This is a genomic window from Saccharothrix luteola (genome assembly GCF_020859565.1).
Lineage (GTDB): Bacteria > Actinomycetota > Actinomycetes > Mycobacteriales > Pseudonocardiaceae > Actinosynnema > Actinosynnema luteola.
This window is the reverse complement of sequence record NZ_JAJHUO010000053.1, coordinates 1-24521: the sequence shown is the minus strand read 5'-3', so window position 1 is coordinate 24521 and position 24521 is coordinate 1. Positions and strand designations below refer to the sequence as shown.

19 protein-coding genes are annotated in these 24521 nt (G+C 70.4%); 6 read left to right on the top strand and 13 right to left on the bottom strand.

The genetic code is table 11. The features are described 5' to 3' along the window. Positions 1-220 precede the first annotated feature (220 nt). Complete coding sequence (locus tag LNK82_RS45210) at positions 221-1555, top strand: esterase/lipase family protein (protein ID WP_230572982.1); 1335 nt, start codon at positions 221-223, stop codon at positions 1553-1555. 104 nt (positions 1556-1659) lie between these two features. Here LNK82_RS45210 and LNK82_RS45205 read toward each other — a convergent pair whose 3' ends face one another. The 11 genes from LNK82_RS45205 to LNK82_RS45155 all read right to left on the bottom strand — a co-directional run bounded on the left by LNK82_RS45205 (position 1660) and on the right by LNK82_RS45155 (position 15748). Next, the gene (locus LNK82_RS45205) at positions 1660-2598 is read right to left on the bottom strand and encodes a pectate lyase family protein (RefSeq protein ID WP_230572981.1); all 939 of its coding nucleotides are present in this window, start codon (positions 2596-2598) and stop codon (positions 1660-1662) included. Between the two features lie 83 nt (positions 2599-2681). Next, the gene (locus LNK82_RS48115; protein ID WP_230572980.1) at positions 2682-3833 is read right to left on the bottom strand and encodes an enolase C-terminal domain-like protein; all 1152 of its coding nucleotides are present in this window, start codon (positions 3831-3833) and stop codon (positions 2682-2684) included. A 202-nt stretch (positions 3834-4035) separates the two neighbouring features. After that, complete coding sequence (locus tag LNK82_RS45195; RefSeq protein WP_230572979.1) at positions 4036-5319, bottom strand: ABC transporter substrate-binding protein; 1284 nt, start codon at positions 5317-5319, stop codon at positions 4036-4038. A gap of 8 nt (positions 5320-5327) precedes the next feature. Continuing rightward, on the bottom strand, positions 5328-6218 hold the full coding sequence (locus tag LNK82_RS45190; RefSeq protein WP_230572978.1) for a carbohydrate ABC transporter permease: 891 nt from the start codon (positions 6216-6218) through the stop codon (positions 5328-5330). Next, positions 6215-7090: a carbohydrate ABC transporter permease gene (locus LNK82_RS45185; RefSeq protein WP_230572977.1), complete on the bottom strand. Its 876-nt coding sequence runs from the start codon at positions 7088-7090 to the stop codon at positions 6215-6217. Before LNK82_RS45185 ends, LNK82_RS45190 begins: the two co-directional genes overlap by 4 nt. Next, the gene (locus tag LNK82_RS45180) at positions 7087-9093 is read right to left on the bottom strand and encodes a pectinesterase family protein (protein ID WP_230572976.1); all 2007 of its coding nucleotides are present in this window, start codon (positions 9091-9093) and stop codon (positions 7087-7089) included. The genes LNK82_RS45185 and LNK82_RS45180 overlap by 4 nt, the downstream gene beginning before the upstream one ends. A 479-nt stretch (positions 9094-9572) precedes the next feature. After that, on the bottom strand, positions 9573-10634 hold the full coding sequence (locus LNK82_RS45175) for an NsdA family TPR-like regulatory protein (protein ID WP_504948329.1): 1062 nt from the start codon (positions 10632-10634) through the stop codon (positions 9573-9575). Between the two features lie 319 nt (positions 10635-10953). Then, positions 10954-11361 carry a DnaJ family domain-containing protein gene (locus LNK82_RS45170; RefSeq protein WP_230572974.1) on the bottom strand — a complete coding sequence of 136 codons (408 nt, stop codon included), beginning with the start codon at positions 11359-11361 and terminating at the stop codon, positions 10954-10956. 167 nt (positions 11362-11528) lie between these two features. Beyond that, positions 11529-12635, bottom strand: a complete 1107-nt coding sequence (locus LNK82_RS45165) for a cellulose binding domain-containing protein (protein WP_230572973.1) — start codon at positions 12633-12635, stop codon at positions 11529-11531. An 11-nt stretch (positions 12636-12646) separates the two neighbouring features. Then, on the bottom strand, positions 12647-14260 hold the full coding sequence (locus tag LNK82_RS45160; protein WP_230572972.1) for a cellulase family glycosylhydrolase: 1614 nt from the start codon (positions 14258-14260) through the stop codon (positions 12647-12649). 462 nt (positions 14261-14722) lie between these two features. Next, on the bottom strand, positions 14723-15748 hold the full coding sequence (locus LNK82_RS45155) for a LacI family DNA-binding transcriptional regulator (RefSeq protein ID WP_230572971.1): 1026 nt from the start codon (positions 15746-15748) through the stop codon (positions 14723-14725). Positions 15749-15851: 103 nt separating this feature from the next. Here LNK82_RS45155 and LNK82_RS45150 point away from each other — a divergent pair, with 103 nt between their 5' ends. Beyond that, on the top strand, positions 15852-16820 hold the full coding sequence (locus LNK82_RS45150; RefSeq protein WP_230572970.1) for an acetylxylan esterase: 969 nt from the start codon (positions 15852-15854) through the stop codon (positions 16818-16820). Positions 16821-16993: 173 nt separating this feature from the next. On the opposite strand, the gene LNK82_RS45145 is transcribed toward LNK82_RS45150, so the two are convergent. Both LNK82_RS45145 and LNK82_RS45140 read right to left on the bottom strand, forming a co-directional pair. After that, complete coding sequence (locus LNK82_RS45145) at positions 16994-19327, bottom strand: beta-xylosidase/alpha-l-arabinosidase (RefSeq protein ID WP_230572969.1); 2334 nt, start codon at positions 19325-19327, stop codon at positions 16994-16996. Then, positions 19321-20310 carry a LacI family DNA-binding transcriptional regulator gene (locus LNK82_RS45140; protein ID WP_053716050.1) on the bottom strand — a complete coding sequence of 330 codons (990 nt, stop codon included), beginning with the start codon at positions 20308-20310 and terminating at the stop codon, positions 19321-19323. The genes LNK82_RS45145 and LNK82_RS45140 overlap by 7 nt, the downstream gene beginning before the upstream one ends. A 244-nt stretch (positions 20311-20554) precedes the next feature. Between LNK82_RS45140 and LNK82_RS45135 the strand changes: the two genes are divergently transcribed. The 4 genes from LNK82_RS45135 to LNK82_RS45120 all read left to right on the top strand — a co-directional run. Beyond that, positions 20555-21799, top strand: coding sequence for an extracellular solute-binding protein (locus LNK82_RS45135; protein ID WP_230572968.1), 1245 nt, complete (start codon positions 20555-20557; stop codon positions 21797-21799). Further along, a complete protein-coding gene (locus LNK82_RS45130) occupies positions 21799-22653 on the top strand; it encodes a carbohydrate ABC transporter permease (protein ID WP_230572967.1) in 855 nt (284 codons plus the stop codon). The genes LNK82_RS45135 and LNK82_RS45130 overlap by 1 nt, the downstream gene beginning before the upstream one ends. After that, a complete protein-coding gene (locus tag LNK82_RS45125; RefSeq protein ID WP_230572966.1) occupies positions 22650-23468 on the top strand; it encodes a carbohydrate ABC transporter permease in 819 nt (272 codons plus the stop codon). The genes LNK82_RS45130 and LNK82_RS45125 overlap by 4 nt, the downstream gene beginning before the upstream one ends. Positions 23469-23492: 24 nt before the next feature. After that, positions 23493-24521, top strand: a 1029-nt coding sequence (locus tag LNK82_RS45120) for an endo-1,4-beta-xylanase (RefSeq protein ID WP_268998170.1), incomplete at its 3' end; no start/stop codon positions are given.

The following is a 24521-nucleotide window of genomic DNA, read 5'->3' as shown; positions in this document are numbered from 1 at the left end:
TCCACTTCACCAATCCGGGTCACCCTGTCGCCCGCCCCCCCCGCGCCCCCCCCCGGCCCCCGGGGGCGCCGCCTCGCGCGTCGTGCGCCAGGCTCGTCCGGCCGGCGTCGAGCCCGTCCTTGTAATGGCACGGCGCCCGCCATCGATCTTGACTGTGACGCCCGGCGACCCTCGCGCCGCTGGGCCGGGTTCGTCCTGCTCGGCTGGGTAGGGGGTGGCGGTGACGGACGTGGTGAGGGTGTCATGGCCCGAGGCACCGGTGCTGGACGTGGTGTTCCTGCACGGGCTCGGCGGGAACGCCCGGACGACGTGGTCGGCGGGCGAGGCGTTCTGGCCGGGTTGGCTGGGCCCGGACGTGCCGGGGGCCGGGGTGTGGTCGGTGGGGTACGACGCGTCGCCGTCGGGGTGGTTGGGACGGGCGATGCCGATCCAGGACCGCGCGGTGAACGTGCTGGCGCGGTTGCAGAACGAGGGCGTCGGCGAGCGTCCGCTGGTGTTCGTGACCCACAGCATGGGCGGGCTGCTCGCCAAGCAGATGCTGCTGCACGCGGAGGGCAGTCCCGCGTACCGGTCGTTCGCGCGGAACGCCCGGGGCGTGGTGTTCCTGGCCACCCCGCACACCGGCGCCGATATGGCCGGCTACCTCAAGCGGTTGGGGCTCGGACTGCGCTTGACCGCGGCGGTGGCGGACCTCGAGCCCGACAGCGCCTACCTGCGGGACCTGAACGTGCGGTACCGGGACTGGGCGCACCGGTCAGGCGCGCGGAACCTGGTGTTCTTCGAAGCGCACGCCACCCGGGGCGTGCGGATCGTGGACGCGGGGTCGGCCGACCCCGGCCTGGTCGGCGCGGGCCCGATCCCGGTGGACGCCGACCACTTCGCGATCTGCAAACCGGCGGACCGGGACGCGCTGGTCTACGGCCAGGTCCGGCGGTTCCTCGTCGGGATCCGCGACGCCCTGCCCGCCGACGCCCCGACCCGGGAGGGCACGCCCACGCCTCCCACGCCCACACCTCGCACTCCGGACGAACCCGCGGCGAGTGCCGTCGACGAGTCGAAGCAGATCGCCAGGCGCGTGGGCGACCTGCTACGGCAGTTCGACCGCAATCAACGGCGGTTCCACGTCGACTCGGCCGCGAGGACCGCGGCGCACCGCTTCGACCTGCCCGAGCTCGGCCCCGACGAGAAGATCATCGGCCTGGTCGACTGCTGGGAGTCCACGGTGCAGGACTGGTTCAACAGGGTCAAGCCGAACTCCTTCTACCTGTTCACCGACACCGCCCTGCACTACAGCGGCTACCTGCACACAAGCAAGGGGTACTACCGCGACGAGGAGATCGTGCGGATCCGGCTGCCGTACGCGGAGATGGGCGATCACAGCTTCACCCACCGGACCGCCGGGGCGCCTTCGGTGAGAAGACCCCCGTCGACCTGGATCGAGATGACCTCGGCGGGCGGGACGACGAGGTTGATCCTCTTCGGCTGGAGCGCGAAGGAGTACCGGAGGATGGCGAACCTGCTGCAGAACATCTCGGACTTCGCCTCGGGGAGGTGACCGCCGGCGGACGTCGCACCGGCCGCCCGGCCACGCGCGGGAGGCGGCCCCTGGCGGGGAGAGTCGCCAGGAGCCGCCGAGTGGCGGGGTGCCCAGTCGGACGACTAGCCGACCTTGCCCACGCCCGCGCCGCTCTGCACGGTCGACTTCACGCTGCTCGCGCTGTCGAGGCTGTAGCCGTACGGGATCGCCTTGACGCTGCCGCCCTGGTCGCCCGAACCCGAGTTGACGAAGTGGTTGTTGCGCGCCACCAGGTTGGCGGGGTCCGAGCTGCCCTCACCGCGGTGGAACGGGTCGCGCGTGTTCTCGAAGTAGTTGCCCTCCACGAGCACGCCCGCCTCCTCCGTGGAAGCGACACCGTACGACGTCACGCCGCCGTAGTAGTTGTTGTAGACGTGCACGGGGTTGCCGAAGCGGACCCGCGGGTGGCGCTGGCCGGTGCCGTCGAACCAGTTGTTGTGGTACGTCACCCGCAGCTTGCCGCGGTCCTCGCTGCCGTTGTCGTCGCTGTGGCCCAGCAGCATCGTCTTGTCGTGGGAACTGATCTTGTTCCACGACACGGTCACGCAGTCGGAAGCGCGCTTGATGTCGATGGCGCCGTCGTAACCGTTGCGCAGGCTGTTGTGGTCGATCCAGACCCTGGTCGAGTACTGGACGTTGATCGCGTCATCGGCCCAGTTGGTGAAGTTCAGGTTCCGGATGATCACGTTCGACGCGTTCGAGACGTTCAGCCCGTGCCCGGTGATGGTCGCGCCCGAACCGACGCCGATGATCGTCTTGTTGGAAGCCACCTTCGTCATGCTCGACAGCGAGATGGAGCCGGACACGCGGATCACGGAGGCGCTGGACGAGCCGACCGCGGACACGAACGCCGAGGTGGTGCTGACGGTGACCGGCGTGGCGCTGCCACCACCGGTGGTGCCGCCGCACTGCGTGGCCCAACCCTGGAGGTTGAACGACGCGGCGTTGGCCGAGGGCGCCATGATCACGGATGCGGCCAGGGCCGACACCGCGAGCAGCGCGCGGGAGATCTTGCGGGACATGCGGTTTCCTCCATACGACTGTGGATGAAAAGGGAACCGGCGGCGGTATTGCGCGTGGCGGCGACCGAAGTCCTACACCGGACTCACCACCTCTCCACGGTGTGCTCGCGGATGTGCTCGACGTCGAACTCGTCACCGAGACCCGGAGAGGAGGTCAGGGTGACGTGCCCGTCCGCGTCGAGCGGGTCTGCCATCGCGAGCCGGTGCGGCGGCACGCGGTCGAAGTCGTGCAGCGGGTGCAGCAGGCCGCGCTCGTACCAGCGGCCGTTGTCCGTGCCGCCGAGCACGGCCAGGCTCGCCGAGCCGTCGCCGTGGATCTCGCAGTCCACGTTGAACGCCTCGGCCAGGTGCAGGGCCTTCACCGTCGGCGAGATGCCGCCGACGTCGGTGGGGCCCGCGCGCAGGATGTCGCACGCGCCGGACGTGATCCACTCGGCGCGGGTCATGTGCTTTCCCCACGCCACCTCCGGGCCGATCACCGGGATGGACAGCTGCTCGGCCAGCCACCGGTAGGAGCTGATCGACGCCTCCTCCATCGGCTCCTCGAACCAGTAGAAGTCCAGCTCCTCCAACGCCCGGCCCAGGGCCAGCGCCTCGGTGCGCGAGTACCAGTGGTTGGCGTCGAGCATCAGCTCGACACCGGGCCCGACGGCCTCGCGCACCGCCTCGCAGGCCGCGATGTCCGCGCGCACGCTGGGCGCGCCGGGCACCGGCGGCATCCACGTGTGCAGCTTGATCGCCCGGTAGCCGCGCTCCACCAGCTGCTTCGCGAACGCCGCGTAGTCCCCGGGCGTGCTCAACCCGCCGGGGATCTCGTCGCCGCACATGGTGCTGGCGTAGGCCGGGACGCGGGACCGGGCGCCGCCGAGCAGCTTCCACACCGGCTGCCCGACCTTCTTGCCCACCAGGTCCCACAACGCCGTGTCGACGTAGCCGAGCGCCCGGTCGGTGAACCGGCCGTGGGAGCCGCGCTGCTTGCGCGCCATCTTGCGCCACAGCCCTTCCCGGTCCCACGGGTCCGCGCCGATCAGCACCGGCTTCACGATCGAGTCGAGCACGGCGGGGCGCAGCTGGTCGGGGTGCACCTGGACGCGTCCGACGACACCGTCGGAGTCGGTGATCTCGAGCAGGGCCTCCCGGACCTCGTGCTCGGCGCTCGGGTGGCGGTGCCCGTGCGGGTCCACCGCCGTCCACGCGGTCGTCGTGAACACCGACACCTCGACGCGCTCGATCACCGCGACCTCCGCAGGCTCTCGCGGCCTTCGGCGTGACGACCGGTCTCGACCGGGTGGGACGGAGCCCTGTTCATGACATCCCCTCGCTCAGGTGGCCGGTGTGCGAACGGCGTGCCGCTGCCGCGCTCGGCCCGGTTTCGGGCAGGTGGATCCTGGAGCCTTCCCCGCCGGAGGGAATCGCGTCCCACCGGCGGGGAAGGAGTCACTTGCGGTCGTCCCACTCCTTCTGCGCCTCGGTGAGCTTCTTCGCCATGTCGTCCAGGAACTGCTGGCCGGTCAGCTCGCCGAGGAGCACCTTCTGGTACTGGGGCTCGCTGTCGGTCTTGGTGATCGACGAGTACTGCGGCAGGTAGACCGGCGCGGGCACGAGGACCGTGGCCGGGTCTTCCAGCACGCCGAGCGCCATCTTCACGTGGGCGGCGGAGTCGATCCACGCCGCGCTGCGCACGTCGGTGTTGGCGGGGATCTGGCCGACCTTCTCGTTCCAGTAGCTGTTGGACTCGGCCGAGGTGAGGAACTCGGCGAACTTCCAGGCCGCGTCCTGGTTCTCGCTGTTCTTGAACACCGCGAAGCCGTCGGTCGGGTTGGGCACCACGGTCCGCTTGCCGCTGGGGCCGACCGGCAGCGGCATCGCGGCGACCTTGTCGCCCAGCGCCTTGGTGACGTCGCTGTAGGAGCCGAGGTTGTGGTGCATCATCGCCACCGAGCCGCCGGTGAACTGGGCGATCATCTGGGTGAAGCTGTTGTTGACGTCGGCCTCGGGCGTGGCCTTCTTGTAGAGGTCGGCCACCTTGTCGACGAGCTCGGCGTTGGCCGGGTCGTTGAGGGTGCTCTTGCCGTCCTTGAAGAAGTTGTCCACGCCGGAGTACGCGTAGGCCTCGGTGATCAGCTGGAACACGGAGCCCGCGCCGCCGCGGATGGTGTAGCCGTACTTGTTCGCGGCCGTGTCGGTGAGCTTGGTGGCCGTGCTGATGAACTCGTCCCAGGTCTTCGGCGCTTCCAGGCCCGCGTCCTTGAACCAGTCGGTGCGGTACCAGATGATGTCCATGTTGGCCGAGGACGGGACGATGTAGAGCTTGCCGTCCGGCGCGGTCTGGCGGACGGTCTCGACGAGCGACGGGAGCAGCTTGTCCTTCAGCGGGCCGCTGTTGATGCGGTCGTCGAGGGGCGCCAGCGCCTCCTGGCCGACCAGGTGCGCGAGGTACGAGGTGGTCACGCCGCCGACGTCGGGCGTCTCGCCGCCCGCGATGGCGGTGTCGTACTTCTGCTGCACCGACGCGCTGGGGATGCCGACGTACTCGACCTTGATGGTCGGGTTCGCCTTCTCGAAGCGCGAGATCAGCTCCTTGTAGATCGGCTCGCGGGCGGGCCCGCCGTTGTTGTCCCAGAACGTGATGGTGACGTTCCCGTCGGCGCCCGCACCTCCCTCGGACGAGCAGGCGGACAGCGCCAGGGCGGCGGCCACGGCGACCAGCAGTTTTCTCATGATGCTCCCTATCCCTTGACAGCCCCGGCGCTGAGCCCCTGCACCAGGAACCGCTGCACGACGGCGAAAACCAGGACCACCGGCACGGCGGCGACCACGCCACCGGCGGCGAGTGCTCCGAAGTCGGTGTTGAACTCACCCAACGTGTAACTCAGGCCGACCGGCAGGGTGAACTTGTCCTGCTTCGTCGCAAACATCAGCGCGAACAGGAACTGGTTCCAGGCACCGATGAACGCGAACGACCCGACCGCCACCAGGGCGGGCTTGAGCTGCGGCAGGACAACCGCGAAGAACGCGCGCAGGCGCGAGCAACCGTCCACCATGGCGGCTTCTTCGAGCTCCACCGAGATGTTGCGGATGAACCCGCTCATCAGGATCAGCGACAGCGGCAGCTGGAACGCCACCTCCGCGATGACCAGGCCGGTGATGCTGTTGAGCAGCCCCAACCCCTTGAAGATCACGAACAGCGGGATCAGCATCATCGCGCCGGGGATGAACTGGCTGCACAGCATGGCCAGCAGGAACGCCCGCTGGCCGCGGAACTTGAACCGCGCCAGCGCGTAACCGCCCATCACCGACAGGATGGTCACGAACACGAGCACGCCCAGGCCCATGACCACGCTGTTGTAGAAGAAGATGCCGAACCCGATGTCGTTCCACACCGTGTCGAAGTGCTCGAACGAGATCGGCCACGGCACGAGCTGCGTGGAGCCGGCGGGCCGCACCGCGAACACCAGCATCCAGTAGAACGGGATGAGGGTGAACAGCAAGTACAGCACCAGCGGCACGTGGATCATCCACGGTTTGCCCGGTTCCTCGGCCACGGCCCGGCGACGCCGCTTGGTCGGCTGCCGGGGCGGCGCGGTGTCCACCGGCGGTCGGGTCAACGTCTCGGTCATGCACGACTCCCGAACTTCGACAACCGCAGGTAGGCGATCGAGAAGAACAACAGGATCAGGAACCCGGCCACGGTGAGCGCCGAGCCGTACCCGAAGTTGTGCGAGTCGACGGCCTGCCTGGCCACGTACAGCGGCAGCGTGGTGGTCTGGTTCGCGGGACCGCCGCCGGTGAGGGTGTAGATGAGGTCGACGTTGTTGAACTCCCACACCGCGCGCAGCAGCGTCGACAGGATGATCGCGTCCTTCAGGTGCGGCAGGGTGACGCTGGTGAAGCGCCGCCACCGGCTCGCGCCGTCCACGGACGCCGCCTCGTAGAGGTCCTTGGGGATGCTTTGGAGGTCGGCGAGCAGCAGGATCGCGAAGAACGGCACGCCGCGCCACAGCTCGGTCACCACGAGGGCCTCGAACACCGTGTCGGGGTTGCCGAGCACCGAGGTGCCCGGCGAGCCGATGCCGAGGTTCGACAGCTCCTGGAAGATGCCGGTCGACGGGTTGAGCAGCAGGATCCAGATGCCCGTGGTGAGCACGCCGGACACCGCCCACGGCGAGAACACCAGCGCCCGCGCCATGCCCCGGCCGATGAACGTCTCGTTCACGATCAGGGCGAGCACGAGGCCGAGCAGCAGTTGCAGGCCGACCTCGACGAGGACCCACTTGACGCTGAACGCCAGGCTCTGCCAGAACAGCGGGTCGTCGAACAGCATCTGCTTGAAGTTGTCCAGCCCCGCGAAGCCGTTCTTCCACGGCTGCGTGACGTTGTACCGCTGGAGGCTGTAGTAGACGACGCTCCCGATCGGGTAGACCAGGAAGATCGCCATCAGCACCAGCGTGGGTGCGATCAGCGCGTAGGGCGTCCAGGTGCGCGTCCTCATGCGGGGTTCCAGTCGCCGAGGTACGCGCGCAGGGTGTGCTGTGCCGCCTGGTCGTGGGTCAGCTGCGGCCGGTCGGGGCCGGCGGTGGCGCCGGGACCGGAGTTGCGGAACTCGGCGAACCGGGCGTCGCGCCAGGAGAAGCCGGACATGTCGGTCCACGGCGCGGTCTTCACCGCGGCGGGCAGCTTCGTGTCGCGGATGACGACGGAGGCGATGGCGTCCGGGTCGCCGCCGGGGTGCCACGGCCGGCCGAGGTAGTAGGTGCCCGCGGGCGCGTCGCTCAGGATCGTGGAGTTCATGATCAGGAAGCCGTGCGGGTTGTCGCGGCGCGTGCTGGCGGCCGTGACGTAGCCCGCCGGACTTCCACTGGGGCGGTCGCCGCCCCGGTCCAGCGCGCGGATCGTGACCTGGTCGAACACGGCGGTGGCGCGGCCGAAGATGAAGTCGACGTCGCCGACGATCTCGCCGCCCCGGTAGTACTGGCGGGCCTTCGTGCCCACCGCGCGCGTGTCGGCGTACAGGGTGTCCTGGTGGCCGAGGAACCGGACGCGGTCGTAGTACTGCCGGTCGCCGGTCGCCTTCACCGCGACGGCCTGGGTGTTGGTGATCTCGGGGTGGGCGGCCCGGTCGAACGAGTTGCTGAACGTGAGGTCGCGCGCGGTGAAGCCGTCGGCCTCGATGGTCGCGGTGGCCGAACCGGTGGTGCCGTAGGTCGTGCCGTCGGGCTTCTTGGTGCCGTTGGCGTTGTCGTAGTCGATCACGACGTCGCGCGCGGTCCCGGTGGAGCCCTTGAGGGTCAGGTCGGGCTTGGTCGCGGGCACCCGGATCACCTCGCGGTACACGCCCTTGCCGATGGTGATCGTGGTGCCCGGCGGGGCGGCGTCGATCGCGGCCTGCACCGTGTCGAAGTCCGTGCCCTTGGCCACGTGGTAGCGCTCGCGCTGCTGCGCACCGGCCTTGAGGTTCTTCACCCGGGACGTGGCCTCCAGGCCGCGGGTGAACTCGGGCGTCCAGCCGGCGTCACCCGCGAGCTGCGCGGTCGGGTTGGCCGCGTTGAACGCGTCGAGCACGTCGACCGGCCGGCCGTCGACCAGCGTGCCGACCTCGGTGATGGCCGTGCCGCCCCAGTTGTAGATCAGGTCCTCGACCGCGCCGCCGTTGGCGAGCTTGACGTAGTTGTTCTCCACGTACAGCTTCGACTGCACTCCGACGCCCCAGCCGTAGACGAACGTCGGTCCGGGCTCGTACAGGTTGTTGTAGACGTGCACCTGGCCGAACCGGACGCGCGGCAGGCGTTCCTCGACGTTGCGGAACACGTTGTGGTGCACCGAGATCCGCAGCTTGCCGGGGTCGGTGGTCGAGGTGTTCGACGAGCCGATGAGCATCGTCTTGCCGTGGTCGGTGAACAGGTTGTACGACGCGGTGACCAGGTCGGTGCCGTTGGTCATGTCGAGCGAGCCGTCGTGCTGCTGGAAGGGGCGGCCGAAGTAGGTCGGCGCCGCGCTGTCCGGTGACGGCTGGTCGGTGAACGTGTTGTGGTCGACCCACACGTTCGTGGCGCGGTTCAGCGAGACCGCGTCGTAGTCGGAGTTCCAGTTGCCGGTGGCGCCGTCGGTCGGGTCCCACTGCGGGAAGCAGTCCCGGGTGTCGCGGAACGTGAGGTTGCGGACGATCACGTTGCTCGCGCCGTGGATGCGGACGTTCGCGCCGGTGATGCCCGCGCCCTTGCCGTCGCCGACGATCGTGGTGTCGGAGCCGACGTTGAGCGCGATGGCCTCCGCCTGGCGGCGGGCGGACGCCGCGCGGGCGTCCTCCAGCGGGCCGCTCGGCTCGGTGTCACGCCCCCAAACGGCGGGGTCGTATGCGGCCAAATAGCCCGCGAGCGTGTAGCCGTCCGTGGCATACGTTGCGCAATCAGCCCTGAAGTCGATGACGCCGCGCACCTTGATGAGGCGTGGCGCGGGCGACGCCAGGGCTGACCGCAGCTCCGCCGGCGTGCGCACGACGTGCTCGGTGGTCGCGGCCGACCCACCGGTCGTGCCGGTGCCGCTCGAAGCCCAGCCGTCACCGGGTTGGAGAACCTGTCTCCCCAGGTCATGGCCTGCGTGCGCGGGTGCCGCCGCGATCACGCCAAGGGCGCAGGAAAGCACGAGCGCAGTACTGAGTATCCGCATGACGAGGGGCCTTCCCCGGCGAATTTGTTCATAAGTGTGAACACGTTCCAGATGTGCGAACAGAGTATTGCGAAAGTGTCCGGCACACGTCAACGACGTAACTTCGTTCGACGGCCGTTCGACGGTCTGTTTCGACGTGTAGTCGAATTCGAGTCGAATTCGATGGCGCGACCGGCCCACCGGGGCGTCCGTCCGGACGCGAGCCGCCCCCGACCCTGGGCGGGCCGGGGGCGGTGTGGACGGTGGAACCGGTGCCGGCAGGACTGGACGCGGTGGCGATCGAGGGTGGGACCGGTGCCGGTGGGGCGTCAGACCGGCGGGGTGAAGGCGCCGATCCGGGCGGACAGGGCTCGGGCGTGCGGGTTGCCCGGGTGGCGGTCGGCCAGGTGGCGCAGCGGGCGCAGCCGGTCGGCGACGCGGGTCGAGCGGATCGTGGCCGCCAGCGCCAGGGCCCGCCCGCCCACTTCGGCCGCGTGGTCGAAGTCCCCGTCCACCAAGTGGTTGGCGGCCAACGCCATCAGGCTGAACGCGCGGCTGCGCGTCATGGCCTCCGAGTAGCCGGCCACGGCGGTGGTGAGCGAGTCGATCGCGGGCGTGGTGCGCGACGGGTCGACCGTTCGGGCCAGGTCGGTCAGCACCACGCCGGTCAACCCGGACAGGTCCGTCTCGTCGAAGAAGCGCGCCCATCCCGGCGCCGGGTCCGACGCGCGGGCGAACTCGTCCTGCGCCAGGGCCAGCAACCGCATCGCCTCCTCCTTGTGGCCCAACCCCGCGTGCGCCCACGCCTGGTTCGCGCGCAGCATCGCGACGGCACGCCGTGAACCCGCCCGGCGGGCCGCGTGCAACCCCGACGCGAACGCCTTCAGCGCCTCGCGCCGCCTGCCGCCGTGCAGCCGCATCCGGCCGACGCGGTAGTGGACGTTGGCCGCCAGGTCGTGGCGCCCCGCCTCCACCGCCATGCCCAGCGCCCGGTCCCAGTGCCGCGAGGCCGCCACCTCGAAACCGGTGTCGAAGCACGTCCACGCGGCCAGGTTGTGCAGGTCGGCCAACGCCACCAGCAGCCGCTCCCGGACCGCGCCCGAGGCGGCGACGTCGAGCAGCAAGTCGTGACGCGTCGCGCACTCGACCGCCGAGTCGCGGCACGCGCCGCCGCCCCTCCGGTAGTCCACGTCGCGCAGGCGTTCGGTCTCGGCCGCCAAGCGCTCCACGTCCTCGATTCCGATGCGTGCCGGGACGTGCTGAGGTTCTGCCATCGCCGCACCTCGCAATTCCACTAGAGCGGTGGAGGGGATCCAACTGGCATGTGGCTGCGGGGTACCCAGGGTGACAGCGCCGCCACCCTGACGGGAGCCGCCGTCAGGGGCGCGCATCGGCCTCCTGCGCCGACGCCCGCGACGGGCCGGAATCGAAGGGGTGATCGGTTCCGCACGGCCCCGGACGCGCCCGTGCGCCCCTCCCCCACCACCGGCTCCGACGGCGTGGCTGCCCGCACTCGTCGTCGACAGGAGAGATTCCATGCCAACGAGACCCTCGGACGCGCGCTGCGAGGCGACCGGCGAACCAGGCGCGGCCGAGGTCGTGCGGCCGGCGCGGTCCGGGTGAGCGGCAGGTCCACTGTGGACTAGTCGGTGGCGCCGGCGTGGACGCGCTGTGCAAGGCGGCCGGCGTCGGCCTCGCCGAGTGGCCCGGTCAGCCCCGGTCGGCCTGGTCTGCCCTCCACTGCCGCACGACGTGCTCGACGTCGTACGGCATCAGGTTCAGCGGCGGTCCCGACATCGGCTTGCGGATCGCCTCGACGATCTTCGCGTTGATGTCGGCCAGGATCGACCGCACCTCGGCCTCGGTGCGCGCCCGGCCGGCGGCCTCGCGCGCGGCGGCGGCCTCCTTGCGCAGCAGCAGCGTCGGCGGGAGCGCGGTGCCCTCCTCGCGGCGCAGCTTCTCCTTCACCCACCACAGCTCGTCGTGGGGCTCGTGCAGCCCTTTCAACGGCCGGCCCGCACCCGGCAGGTCATCGAAGTCACCGCGGTCCTGAGCCTCGCGGATCTGCCGCTCGATCCAGGTCTCGAAGCCGACTCCGGCTGGTTTGCGCTTCGTCACGACGCACCACCCCCTACCGAGGGTACCGGCTGCGGTCACCCTACCGACGGCGCGCTTCAACTCCGCGTGGCAGCACAGGACAGCGCCACCAGCGTGTCGGCCCGGCCCTCACGTCCGGGTGACGGCTCGCGGGTGGCCCGGGGGCGGGCCACCCCCGCGAGGTCCGGTCAGGACAGCGTGCAGATCGGCACCGGCACCCAGCCGGTGGCGTCACCGGTGCCGTTGAACCCGACCTTGGTCGAGCCCGCCGGCGGGATGCCGCCGTTCCAGGACGTGTTGGACACCGTCACCGCCGTGCCGCTCTGGGTGAAGGTGCCGTTCCAGCCCTGGTTGAGGGACATCCCGGGGTTGAACGTGAACCCGATGCGCCAACCGCGGCTCGGCGAGGTGCCGCTGTTGCGGATGGTGATCTCCACCGTGAACCCGCCCGGCCACTGGTTGACGACCTTGATCTCGACGTCGCACGACCCGCCGGGGACGGAAGTCGTGGTGGTCGTGGTCGTCGTGGTCGTCGTGGTCGTGGTCGTGCTGGTTGTCGTGGTGGTCGTGGACGTGGGCGTGGTGCCGTTGAGGGCGGACACCACGGCCGGGATCCACTTGTTCGCGATCTTGCGATCACCGGACGAGTTCGGGTGAACGCCGTCGTAGGTGTCACTGGCCGTGTTGAACCCGGCCCACTGGTCGACCACGGTGATCGGCGACTGCGCGGTGGACTTGCCCGCCGCCCAGCCCGTGATCGCCGCGTTCAGGTCGACCACCCGCTGGGGGCACTCCGCGCACGCGCTCGCCGCCATCGGGATGATCTTGGCGACGATCACCTTCATGCTCGCGTTGTTCGCGCGCATCTGGTCGACCAGCTTGCCGTACGCGGCCAGGATGGTCGCGGTCGACCGGTTGCTCCAGACGTCGTTGGTCCCGAAGTGCATGAGCACCACGTTCGGGTTGGTGGCGGCCAGCCACCCGACGAGCTGGTTCTGGTCGGCCACCGCCGTGACCAGCGCGCCGCCGTGGCCCTCGTTCTCGCCGTCGTAGGCGAAACCGCAGCCGTCACCGGCGCGGGTGCCCACGAAGTCGATGTTCGTGTGCCCGGCCGCGCGCAGGTCGCGGTCCAGCAGGGCGCGCCAGCAGCCCGGCGAGCCCGTGATCGAGTCGCCCAGTGCCATGATCCGCGTCGGCGCGGCGGCCTCGACCGCCTGACCGGGTGCGGCGACCAGGAGGCCGACGAGCGTGGCCAACGCCGCTAACAGCGCCGCTACTGCGGCTTTTCTCGACATCGCGGTCTCCTTTAGGCCGTGGTGCAGGTGGCGCCGTTGAGAGTGAACGCGGTGGGCGCCGAGTTGGTGCCGTTCCACGACCCGATGAAGCCGAAGCTGACCGAGCCGTTGACCGGGATGGTGCCGGTGTAGGACACGTTGGTCGCGCTCAGCGTGGAGCCGGACTGGGTCGTGGTGGCGCCCCAGGACTGGCTGACCGTCTGGCCGTTGGCCCAGGTCCAGCGCAACGTCCAGCCGTTCACGGCGGCCGTGCCGGTGTTGGCGATCTTCACGTCGCCCTGGAAGCCGCCCTGCCACTGGCCCGCGACCTTGTAGGTGACCGCGCACGTGCCCGTGCCGCCGCCGGTCTGGGTGGTGACGTTGACCGTGCCGGAACGGGTGGAGCGGTTGCCCGCCGCGTCCCGCGCGTACACGGCGAACGTGTAGGTGGTGGCGGCGGTCAGCCCGGTGATGGTGGCCGTCGTGCCGGCGGTGCCGGCGGCGGCGGTCTCGGTGGTGCCGTTGACGCGGACGACGTCGTAGCCGGTGACGCCGACGTTGTCGGTGGACGCGGCCCAGGACAGCGTGGCGCTGGTGGACGTGACGCCGGAGGCGGTCGGGGTGCCGGGGGTGGACGGCGGGGTCGGGTCGGTCGTGCCGCCGCCGTAGACGCTCGCTTCGCGCGAGGTCGCCTTGATGCCGTTCGCGCCGTTGACCGCCCGCTGGCCCCAGCTCGTGAGCTGGGCGGCGTTGAAGCCGGTCACCATGTCCAGGTACTCGACGCCGCCGCCGTTGCCCGACCAGGACCACGCGAGGTAGCCCAGCTTGAGCGACTGGGTGGTGGCGAAGATCGTGTCCTCGTCCGGGTTGCCGTCGGAGTGGTCGTGGCCGAACTCGCCGACCACGATCGGCAGCTTCGCCGTGACGAAACGGTTCAGGTAGTCGTTGATCTCGGCGGCCGTGTCGAACACGCCGTACATGTGGATGGAGAAGACGGTGTTCTTCTGCGGGTCGGCGGCGAACACCGAGGCGGCGTTGTCGCGCATGGTGAAGGCCCAGTCCTGGCCCCAGTTCGGCGCGTCCACCATGATCGTGTGCTCGAAGCCCGCCGAGCGCAGCGAGGTGATGGCGTCCTTGGTCGCCTGGGTCCAGCCGGTGTAACCGGTGTTGCCCCACGGCTCGTTGCCGATGTTGAGGATGACGTACTTCTCCTGGCCGGCCATGGCGCTCTGGATGCTCTTCCAGTACTCCACGGCGCGGGCCAGGCTCACGGCGCCGCTCTGCTCCTGGTAGCCGGTGGTGTCGTGCACCTCCATCACGCAGATGAGCTTGTTGGCCTTGCACTGGCCGATGACGTTCGCGACGTCGGAGGCGGTGTTGAGGGTCCACCGGTCGCCGGAGCTCAGCACCACGCGGACCGTGTTGGCGCCCGTGGCCTTGATGTCCTTGAGCGCCTGGGTGGTGCGGTCGGCGTACCAGGTGTGCGCGTGGTTCACGCCACGCATCACGAAGTCGTTGCCGTTGGCGTCGAGCAGACGCCCGTTGCTGACGGTGAACCCGGCCGCGGCGTGTGCCGGCGTCACCGTCAGCAGTGACAGGACCAAGGCGGCGACGGCGGCGCCCACCAAGGCGAATCGCTTGCGCATGGATGTACCTCGCGTTGTTGTCGACGTTGACGTAGCGAGCGCAGGGCAGCGCGCCTGCCTGCGGCAGGCCTCAACACCAAAGCAATTAACCGCTTAAGTGTCAACGGTGTCATCGCCACCGACTCCCACCGCTTCCCCACCCCGCCACCCGTCAACGGGCACACCTCAGCGACCTTCTGGGACCGCTCCCAGAACGCCACTCGCCAGTCTCCCCCACCCCGCCCCGCCACACCACCCCCACCCTTCGTGCGTGTCGAACCCTCAGCGCCCGCGTGTCCTACGTTCAGAACGCGCGTGTCCTACGTTCAGGACCCCCGAGTTCAACGCTCAGAACAAGCGACCTGGGTTTTTGCGGCATCACAACCGCCGCGACGCGAACGTAGGACACACGCGTTCCGAAGGTAGGACACACCGGACCTGAAGGTTCGACACGCGGGACCTGAGCGTTCGACACGCGCGGGGTCAAGGGGGTGGGGGGTGGGAGGTGCTGGAGCGGGGGACCAGTTCCGGGTCCGAGGTCTTCACCTGTTCCGGAGGGGCGCCGTTGATCACGTCGAGGAGCAGGCGCACGGCGGCGGCGCCGCGTTCGGCGATCGGGCGGCGGACCGCGGACAGGGCCGGGCGGACCAGGCGGCACAGGGCCGAGTCGTCCCACGCCACGAGGGACAGCTGATCGGGAACGGTCAGGCCCAGCTCGTGGGCCACGCCGAGCGCCGACACGGCCATCACGTCGTTGTCGAACACCAAGGCGGTCGGCGCGATGCCGCCCGTCAGGACCCGCCGCGTCACGCGGGCGGCGGCCTCGTCGGAGTAGTCGGCGTGCACGACCCGGGCGTCGGGCAGGCCGAGGCGCGCGGCGGCCGTGGTGAACGCGCGGGAACGGGTCTGGGTGTGCACGAACTTCGTCGGCCCCGCGACCCGGACGATGCGGCGGTGCCCCAACGCGACCAGGTACTCCAGCACCTCGGTCACGGCCAGCTCGTCGTCCGTCCACACGCACGGCAGGTCGGGCACGCCCGGTTCGCCGAGCACGACCGCCGGCAGCCGCAGCTCCCGCACCAGCTCCACCCGCGGGTCGTGCTGGACCAGGTCGACCAGCAGCACGCCGTCCACGCGCCGCTCGCCCCACCACCGCCGGTACGCCGCCAGCTCGGCCGCCGAGTTGTCCGTCACCTGGAGCAGCAACGACGTCGGCCCGCCCGCGAGCGCGTCCTGGATGCCGGAGATCAGCTGCATGAAGTACGGCTCGACGCCGATCACCCGCGCGGGCCGGTCGACCACCAGCCCGATCGCGTTCGCCCGACCGTCGCTCAACGACCGCGCCGCACTGCTGGGCACCCAGCCGAGGCGGTCGGCGATGTCCATGATCCGACGACGTGTCGGCTCCGAGACGCCCGGCCGGTTGTTGAGCGCGTAGGAGACCGCGCCGGTGGACACGCCCGCGGCCTTGGCGATGTCCGAGATGGTCGGACGCTTACCACCTACCACCCGCGCCTCCTCGGTCGGTGATCATCAAGTCTAGCGGCGGCCACGGCGCCTGAGCCCGGTAGGGTGATTAAGCGCTTAACGGATTATGGGAAAGGGGACCCCCGTGCCCTGGTTCGACCTCTCCGAGCGGGAGCTCGCGCTGTACCGGACCGACACCGCCGAGCCGGACAACCTCGACCAGTGGTGGAAGGCCCGGCTGGACGAGGCGCACGCCGCCGCGCTGCCACCGGTCCTCACCCCGTACGCGGCCGACGCCTACGGACCGCTCGCGGTCTGGGACGTCGAGTTCTCCGGGTACGGCGGCGACCGCGTGCGCGGCTGGTACATCCGCCCGGCCGGCGCCGGCGTCGAGGCGCTGCCGACCGTCGTCTGCTACATCGGGTACGGCGGCGGGCGCGGCCTGCCCTCGGAGCACGCGCTGCTGCCGTCCGTGGGCTACGCGGTGTTCGTGATGGACACCCGCGGCCAGGGCGGCCGGTGGACGCTCGGCGCCACCCCGGACTCCGGCTTCGCCGGCCCCGAGCACCCCGGCGTGATGACGCGCGGCATCGCCAGCCCCGAGACCTACTACGTCACGCGCCTGATGGTGGACGCCGCCCGTGCCGTCGAGGTGGCCGCTTCCCTGGACGGGGTGGACGAGACGCGGATCGCGGTGTCCGGCGGCAGCCAGGGCGGCGGGCTGGCGCTGGCCGCCGCCGCGCTCAACGGCGAGGCGGTCAAGGTCTGCCACGCGGACGTGCCGTTCCTGTGCGACTTCCAGCGGGCCATCACCCTGACCGACGCCGAGCCGTACGCGGAGATCGCCAAGTTCCTGGCGCAGCACGTCGACCTGATCCCCGCCGCCCGCGACACGCTGCGGTACGTGGACGGCGCGTTGCTGGCCAAGCGGATCACCGCGACGTCCCTGCTGAGCGTCGGCCTGATGGACGAGGTGTGCCCACCGTCCACTGTGTACGCGGCCTACAACGAGATCACCGCGCCGAAGGAGATGGCGGTGTTCCCGTTCAGCGGCCACACCACGCCCCGGGTGCACGACGAGCGCAAGCTCCGCCACCTGCGCGCGCACCTGTGAGTCGAAGCGGGGCGTGAAGGGGGCCACCGCCATAGCCCCCCTCACGCCCCAGCCCGGTCAGTGGACTCGGCGGCTCTCCGGGGGCCTCGGGTTGCTCGACCCGAGGCCTCCCGCGTCCACGACCAGCTCCTGGACCACCTCGTCGGGACGTGGTGGTCAGCGGTTCCGCGGGGTCAGCGGGACGTGCTGGTCACCGGGGTCACCAGCACGCGGTCGTACCCGACCACGCGCGGCTCGCCCGTGACCGGCACCGAGTGCTCCCAGCGGATGTCCTCGCTGGAGCAGCCGACCTGCAGCACGACCTCACCCGTCTCCACGATCCGCTTGCCGTCGCGGCCGGTGAACGAGGTGCGGTCGGCGTGCAGCCGGAACGTCACCTCGGTCGCTTCGCCCGCCGCCAGCTCGACCCGGGCGAAGCCGACGAGCTGGCGCACCGGACGGGTCACGCTGGCGACCGGGTCGTGCAGGTAGAGCTGGACGACCTCGGCGCCGGGCCGGTCGCCGGTGTTGCGCACCAGGCACGACACCTCGACCTCGCCGTCGGCCGGGAACTCCGCGCCACCGGCGAAGTCGGACAGCTCGAACGTGGTGTACGACAGGCCGTGCCCGAACGGGTAGGCGGGCGACGGGTCGACCGAGCTGACCCCGCCCGGACCGCCCAGCGGCGGGTGCAGGTAGGTGGTCGGCTGTCCGCCGGAGCCGCGCGGCACCTGCACGGGCAGCTTGCCGGACGGGTTGACGCGCCCGCTGAGCACGCCGGCGACCGCGCCCGCGCCCTCCTCGCCGGGGAAGAACGCCTGCACGACCGCGGCGGGCCGGGCGGCCTCGCCTTCGGCGGGCTCGACGTAGCGGCCCAGCGCGTACGGGCGGCCGGTCAGCAGCACGAGCACGACCGGCACGTCCAGCGCCAGCAGCCGCTCCAGCAGCTCGCCCTGCACGCCGGGCAGGTTCAGGTCCTCCGCGTCGCAGCCCTCGCCGGACGTGCCGCGGCCGAACAGCCCGGCCCGGTCGCCGAGCACGGCCAGCACCACGTCGGCCTCGCGCGCCACCGCGACGGCGTCCTCGATGCCCGACCGGTCCGCGCCGTCGACCTCGCAGCCCTTGGCGGTGGAGACCTCGGCGTTCGGGAACTCCTTCAGCACGGCCTGGACCATCGTGTCCATGTCGACGCCGAGCGGCACGTCCGGGTGCTGCACGCCCACGTGGTTCGGGAACGCGTAGCAGCCCATGAGCGCCAGCAGGTCGTCCGCGCACGGCCCGACCACCGCGAGCTTGCCGGTGTCGGCCAGCGGCAGCAGGCCGGCGCCGTTGTCCAGCAGCACCACGGAACGCTCGGCCATCGTGCGGGCCAGGTCCCGCAGCGCGGGCGGGTCGAGGTCGACCGGCTCGCCGCGCAGCACCGCGGGCGAGTCCGGCTGCCAGCCCTCGTCCAGCAGGCCGAGCTCGCACTTCTGGGTCAGCACGCGGACGACCGCGCGGTCCACCAGCGCCTCGTCGACCTGGCCGGACCGCACCAGCTCGGCCAGCGGCTCGCCGTAGCAGCGCACGCTGGGCAGCTCGACGTCGATGCCGGCGGCCAGCGCCAGCGCGGCGGCCTCACCGGGCGAGCCCGCGACGCCGTGCGCGGTCTCCAGGAACGACACCGCGAAGTAGTCGGCGACCACTACGCCGGTGAAGCCCCACTTGTCCCGCAGCAGGTCGGTGAACAGGGTCGGGTCCGAGCCGGCCGGCACGCCGTCGACCTCGGCGTAGGAGTTCATCACCGAACGCGCCCCGCCCAGGCGCAACGCCATCTCGAACGGCGGCAGCACCACGTCGGCGAACTCGCGCGGGCCCATGTGCACCGGCGCGTGGTTGCGCCCGCCGCGCGAGGCCGAGTAGCCCGCGAAGTGCTTGAGCGTGGCCACGATCCCGCTGGACTCCAGGCCCTTGGTGTAGGCGGCACCGAGGAGACCGACGAGGTACGGATCCTCGCCGATGGTCTCCTCGGTGCGTCCCCACCTCGGGTCGCGCGACACGTCCAGCACCGGGGCCAGCCCCTGGTGGACGCCGACGTCGCGCATCACGAGACCCACCTCGCGTGCCATCCGCTCGACCGTCACCGGGTCGAACGAGGCGCCCCACGCGAGCGGGATGGGGAACACGGTGGCCTGCCACGCGGTGAAGCCCGCCAGGCACTCCTCGTGCGCCATGGCCGGGATGCCGAACCGGGTGTTCGCCACCAGCTTGCGCTGCGTCTCGGCCAGCACCTTCGCGCCGACCAGCGGCTCGACCGGCCCGGTGCCGAACACGCGGGTCAACTGGCCGAGGCCGGGCTTGGTCAGCTCGTCCCACGGCGGCAGCGGCTCGGCGAACTCGTGCTGCGCGGGGGCGACCTCCTCACCCTCGGAGATACCCACCCACACGCCCACCAGCTGGGCCAGCTTCTCCTCCAGGGTCAGCTCGGCCAGCAGGGCGGCGACCCGCTCACCGGTCGGCCTTCCGGGATCGGCCCAGGGGTTCAGCACGGCGGCTCCTTCGTTGACGATCGGACGACGAGTTCGGTGGCCAGTTCCACCCGTTCGGTCTCCACGGGGCGACCCGCGATCAGGTCCGCGAGCATGCGGCCCGCGTGGCGGCCCATCTCGGTGAGCGGCTGGCGCACGGTGGTGAGGGCGGGCGAGGACCACACCGCGACCGGCAGGTCGTCGAAGCCGACCACGCTCAGGTCGTGCGGCACGGACAGCCCGACGACGCGGGCCGCCTCGATCACGCCTAAAGCCTGCTCGTCGTTGCCGGCGAAGATCGCCGTCGGCCGGTCCGGCAGCGCCAGCAGCTCGGCCGCGCGGCGGAACCCGCCCTCGTGCTTGAAGTCCCCGTGCTTGACCAGCTCGGGGTTGAACGCGATGCCCGCGCGGTCCAGCGCGGCGCGGTAGCCGTCGACCCGCGCGCGGCTGCACAGCATCCCGGCCGGTCCGCCGATGACGCCGACCCGGCGGTGGCCGAGGCGCAGGAGGTGCTCGGTGGCGGCCAGGCCGCCCGCCCAGTTGGTCGCGCCGACGCTGGGCACGTTCGGCTGCGGCAGGTCGACCGGGTCGATGACCACGACGGGGATGCGGGAGTTGGCCAGCACGCGGCGGTCGGCCGCGGTCAGCTGGGAGGTGACCAGGAGCGCGCCCGCGCGCCTGGCCTCGACCAGCGACGCCGCCCACGACGTGTGCTGACGGGGTTTGTCGGTGGACGACACCACGACGTGCAGCCCGGTGTCGACGACGCCACGGATGATCTCCACCGCCCAGGGGCTGTCCAGGGCGGTGAACACGAGGTCCACCAGCAGGTGACCGGAGGCCCTCCGGGACCCGACCGGCACGTAGTCATACTCGGCTAGGAGCTGCCGCACCCGGGCCCGGGTCTCCGCGCCGACGTCGTCCTTCCCGTTGAGGACTTTGGACACCGTCGGGAGAGACACCCCCGCTGCTGCAGCAATCGTGGCCAACGTGGCTCGACGCATGGGCCGATAGTATCGAAACTCGATCGAAACACAAGAGTGACCTCCTGACGTGCGAAAACATCACCCGGACACGCCGAATGGTGACGCTTGACACCGGTTGGACACGGGCCTAAGGTCTGCGCAAGTCGTGGATGTTTCGAAATGTTTCGATGCCACGAACAAATCCGCAGCGTGGCAGAAGGGTGGCGGTCGCATGTCCCGCCGTTCATGGGTGCGTCCCCTCATCGCGATGGGGCTAGTCGCCGTGACAGCAGTGGTGTCCGCGTGTGGCACGTCCGGTCCGGGCGAGACCAACGCCGGCGCACTGAAGATCTGGGCACTGGAAGACCCGGTGCTCAACAAGATCGAGAACAAGTCGATCGACTCGTTCAAGGCGGGCGGCGGCAACGCCTCGCTGGAGACGTTCGGCAACGACCCGTACAAGCAGCGGCTCCGGGTGGCCATCGGCTCCCCGCAGGCCCCCGACCTCTTCTTCAACTGGGGCGGTGGCAACCTCAAGGAGTACGTCGACGCCGGCAAGGTGGCCGACCTCACCCAGGTGCTGAACGACAACAAGGCCGCCAAGGACGCGTTCATCCCGAGCGTGCTCAACGGCGCGAAGCTGGGCGACAAGTACTACGGCGTGCCGATGCGCGGCATGCAGCCCGTCCTGCTGTTCTTCAACAAGAAGGTCTTCAGCGAGGCGGGCGCGCAGCCGCCGACCACGTGGGACGAGCTGCTCACCGCCGTGGACACCTTCAAGGCGAAGGGCATCACCCCGATCGCCCTGGCGGGCACGCAGGCGTGGACCGAGCTGATGTGGGCCGAGTACGTGCTCGACCGCGTCGCCGGCCCCGAGGTGTTCAAGAACATCCGGGACAAGGGCCCCGAGGGCTGGAAGGACCCGGCCGTCGTCGAGTCCATGACCAAGCTCAAGGACCTGATCGACCGGGGCGCGTTCGGCAGCAACTTCGCCTCCGTCGGCTACGACGCCGGTGGCGCGTCGACCATCCTGGCGCAGGGCAAGGCCGCGATGCACCTCATGGGCTCGTGGGAGTACACCAACCAGCTCGACCAGAGCCCGGACTTCGTGAAGAACGGCGACCTGGGCTGGGTGGCGTTCCCGTCGATCCCCGGCGGCAAGGGCGACGCGGGCAACCTCGTCGGCAACGTGAGCAACTTCTACTCGGCCACCCAGGACTCGAAGAGCCTGGACGCGGCGAAGAAGTTCGTCACCACCGAGCTGCACAAGGACTCCTACGTCGAGGCGCTGATCGAGGCCGGTGACGTCCCGCCGGTGGTGGGCGCCGAGGAGAAGCTCAAGAAGTCGCCGAACCCGGAGTACGCGTCGTTCATCTACGAGCTGGTGCTGGACTCGAAGAACTTCCAGCTGTCCTGGGACCAGGACCTGCCCGCCGATGACGCGACCTTCATGCTGACCCAGCTCCAGGAGTTCTTCCTGGGCAAGGTCTCGCCGCAGCAGTTCGTCGACGCGGTGGCCGCGCGCTGATGTCGTCCCAGCGGCCTTCGGCCTGGTATGCCGTGCCGGCGTTCGCGTTCTTCGCCCTGTTCGCCGCGTTGCCCATGCTGCTCGTGATCTACCTGAGCTTCACCGCTTGGGACGGTCTGGGCTCACCGGCGATCAACGGGGGCGAGAACTGGTCCCGGCTGCTCGAAGACAGCGAGGCGCGGGCCTCGGTGTGGCGGACCCTGGTGCTGATGGTCGTGTCGTGGCTCGTCCAGACCCCGATCGCGTTGCTGATCGGGGTCTGGGCGGCCGGCAAGCAGCGGTCCCGGGCGGTGCTCAGCTCGATCTTCTTCCTCCCGCTGCTGCTGTCCACGGCCGCCATCGCGTTGTTGTGGCAGGCGCTGCTCGAGCCGAACTTCGGCGCGTTCGTCGGCGGACCGCTGTTCCTGGGCGACCCCGACATCGCGCTCTACACGGTGGTGCTCGTGATCTCGTGGCAGTTCATCCCGTTCCACACCCTGCTCTACCAGGGCGCGGCGCGGGCGGTGCCGGCTTCGCTGTACGAGGCGGCGACCATCGACGGCGCCTCGCGGGTCAGCAAGTTCCGGCACATCACGCTGCCGCAGCTGCGGTACACGATCGTCACGTCGTCGGTGCTCATGCTGGTCGGCTCGCTGACCACGTTCGACACCGTGCTGATCCTGACCAACGGCGGACCGGGCACCGCGACCCGCATCCTGCCGCTGCACATGTACATCACCGGCTTCAGCGGGTTCGAGATGGGCTACGCGAGCACGATCGCGGTCGTTCTGGTCGTGCTCGGCACCGCGCTGTCGCTGGCGGTCATGCGCTGGAGCGGGTTCCGCCAGATGAGCAGCCAGCAGGAGGGGTCGTGAAGTCTCGTCCCAACTGGCCCGCCGGGATCTTCGCCCTGGTGTGGCTGGCGATCGTCGTCGGACCGCTGCTCTACCTGGTCACGGTGTCGCTGCGCACGCGCGCCGAGTACCTCGGCAAGAGCGTCTGGGAGATGCCGGACGCGTTGTCGCTGGACAACTACGTGACCGTGCTGACCGGCGGCTTCGGCCAGTACCTGCTGAACAACGTGATCGTGACCGTCGCGACGGTGGCGATCGTGGTGCTGGTGACCGTGCCCGCCGCGTACGCGGTGGTGCGCAACACCAGCCAGTTCGTGCAGCGCGGGTTCACCCTGCTCCTGATGGGGTTGGCGATCCCCGCGCAGGCCACGATCATCCCGGTGTACCTGATGATCACCCGGATGCAGCTGTACGACACGTTGACCGCGATCATCCTGCCGACGGCGGCGTTCGCGCTGCCGGTGGCGATGCTCGTGCTGGTCAACAGCCTGCGTGACGTGCCGCGCGAGCTGTACGAGGCGCAGGCGATCGACGGCGCGGGTCCGCTGCGGGTGCTGGTGTCGCTGGTCCTGCCGCTGGCGCGGCCGGCGATCATGACCGTCGTCGTCTACACGGCGCTCAACGCGTGGAACGGGTTCCTCTTCCCGTTGGTGCTCACCCAGTCGGAATCGTCGCGGGTGCTCACGCTCGGGTTGTGGGACTTCCAGGGGCAGTTCGGCACGAACGTGCCCGCGCTGCTCGCGGCCGTGACGTTGTCCGTGCTGCCGATCTTCGCGGTGTACCTGATCGGGCGGCGGTTCCTGCTCAGCGGCCTCACGGCCGGTTTCGGCAAGTAGCACGTCCGGACTGGAGGGACGCTCATGCCCGACGACCCGCCCGTTCCGGTCACCGGTTCCGCCGCCCCCCCCCCCCCCGCGCCCGCCCCCCCCCCCCCCCCGCTCCGACGGCTGGCGGCGCCGCACGGGCTCGCGTTCGGCACGGCGGTCAACCTGACGGCGTTGGCGGAGGACCCGGCGTACCGGGCGTGGGTGGCGGCGCAGTTCGACACCGTCACGGCCGAGAACGCCATGAAGTGGGCCGAGCTGGAGCCGACCCGCGGCCGGTACGAGTGGGGTCCGACCGACGCGCTCTTCGCGTTCGCCGAGGCGAACGGGCAGCGCGTGCGCGGCCACACGCTCGTCTGGCACAACCAGAACCCGGCGTGGCTGGCGGACGTGCCGCCCGACGAGCTGGGCGCCCTGCTGAAGACCCACGTCCAGACCACCGTGCGGCGGTTCAGGGGCCGGGTCTGGCAGTGGGACGTGGTGAACGAGGTGTTCGAGGAGGACGGGACGCCGCGCGACACCATCTGGCTCCGGGCACTCGGTCCCGGCTACGTCGCGGACGCGTTCCGGTGGGCGCACGAGGCCGACCCGGACGCGCTGCTGTTCTACAACGACTTCGACATCGAGGCCGTGAACGCCAAGAGCGACGGCGTGTACGACCTCGTGCGTGAACTGAAGCGACAGGACGTGCCGATCCACGGCGTCGGCGTGCAGGCCCACTGCTCGGTGGAGAGCCCGCCGACGACGCCGGCGGAGAACCTGGGGCGGTTCGACGCCCTCGGTTTGCACACGGCGCTGACGGAAGTCGACGTGCGGATGGCGATGCCGTCCGATCCGGTGAAGCTGCAGGCCCAGGCGAACGTGTACCGGTCGCTGCTGCGCGCCTGCCTGCTGACGCCGCGTTGCCTGTCGTTCACGGTCTGGGGGTACACGGACAAGTACTCCTGGGTGCCCGGGTGGTTCGAGGGTGCTGGTGCGGCCGGCATCCTCGACGAGAACTTCGCCCCCAAGCCCGCTCACCGGGCCCTGCGCGACGACCTCTCGTCCGGCGGCGCACGCCGCCGG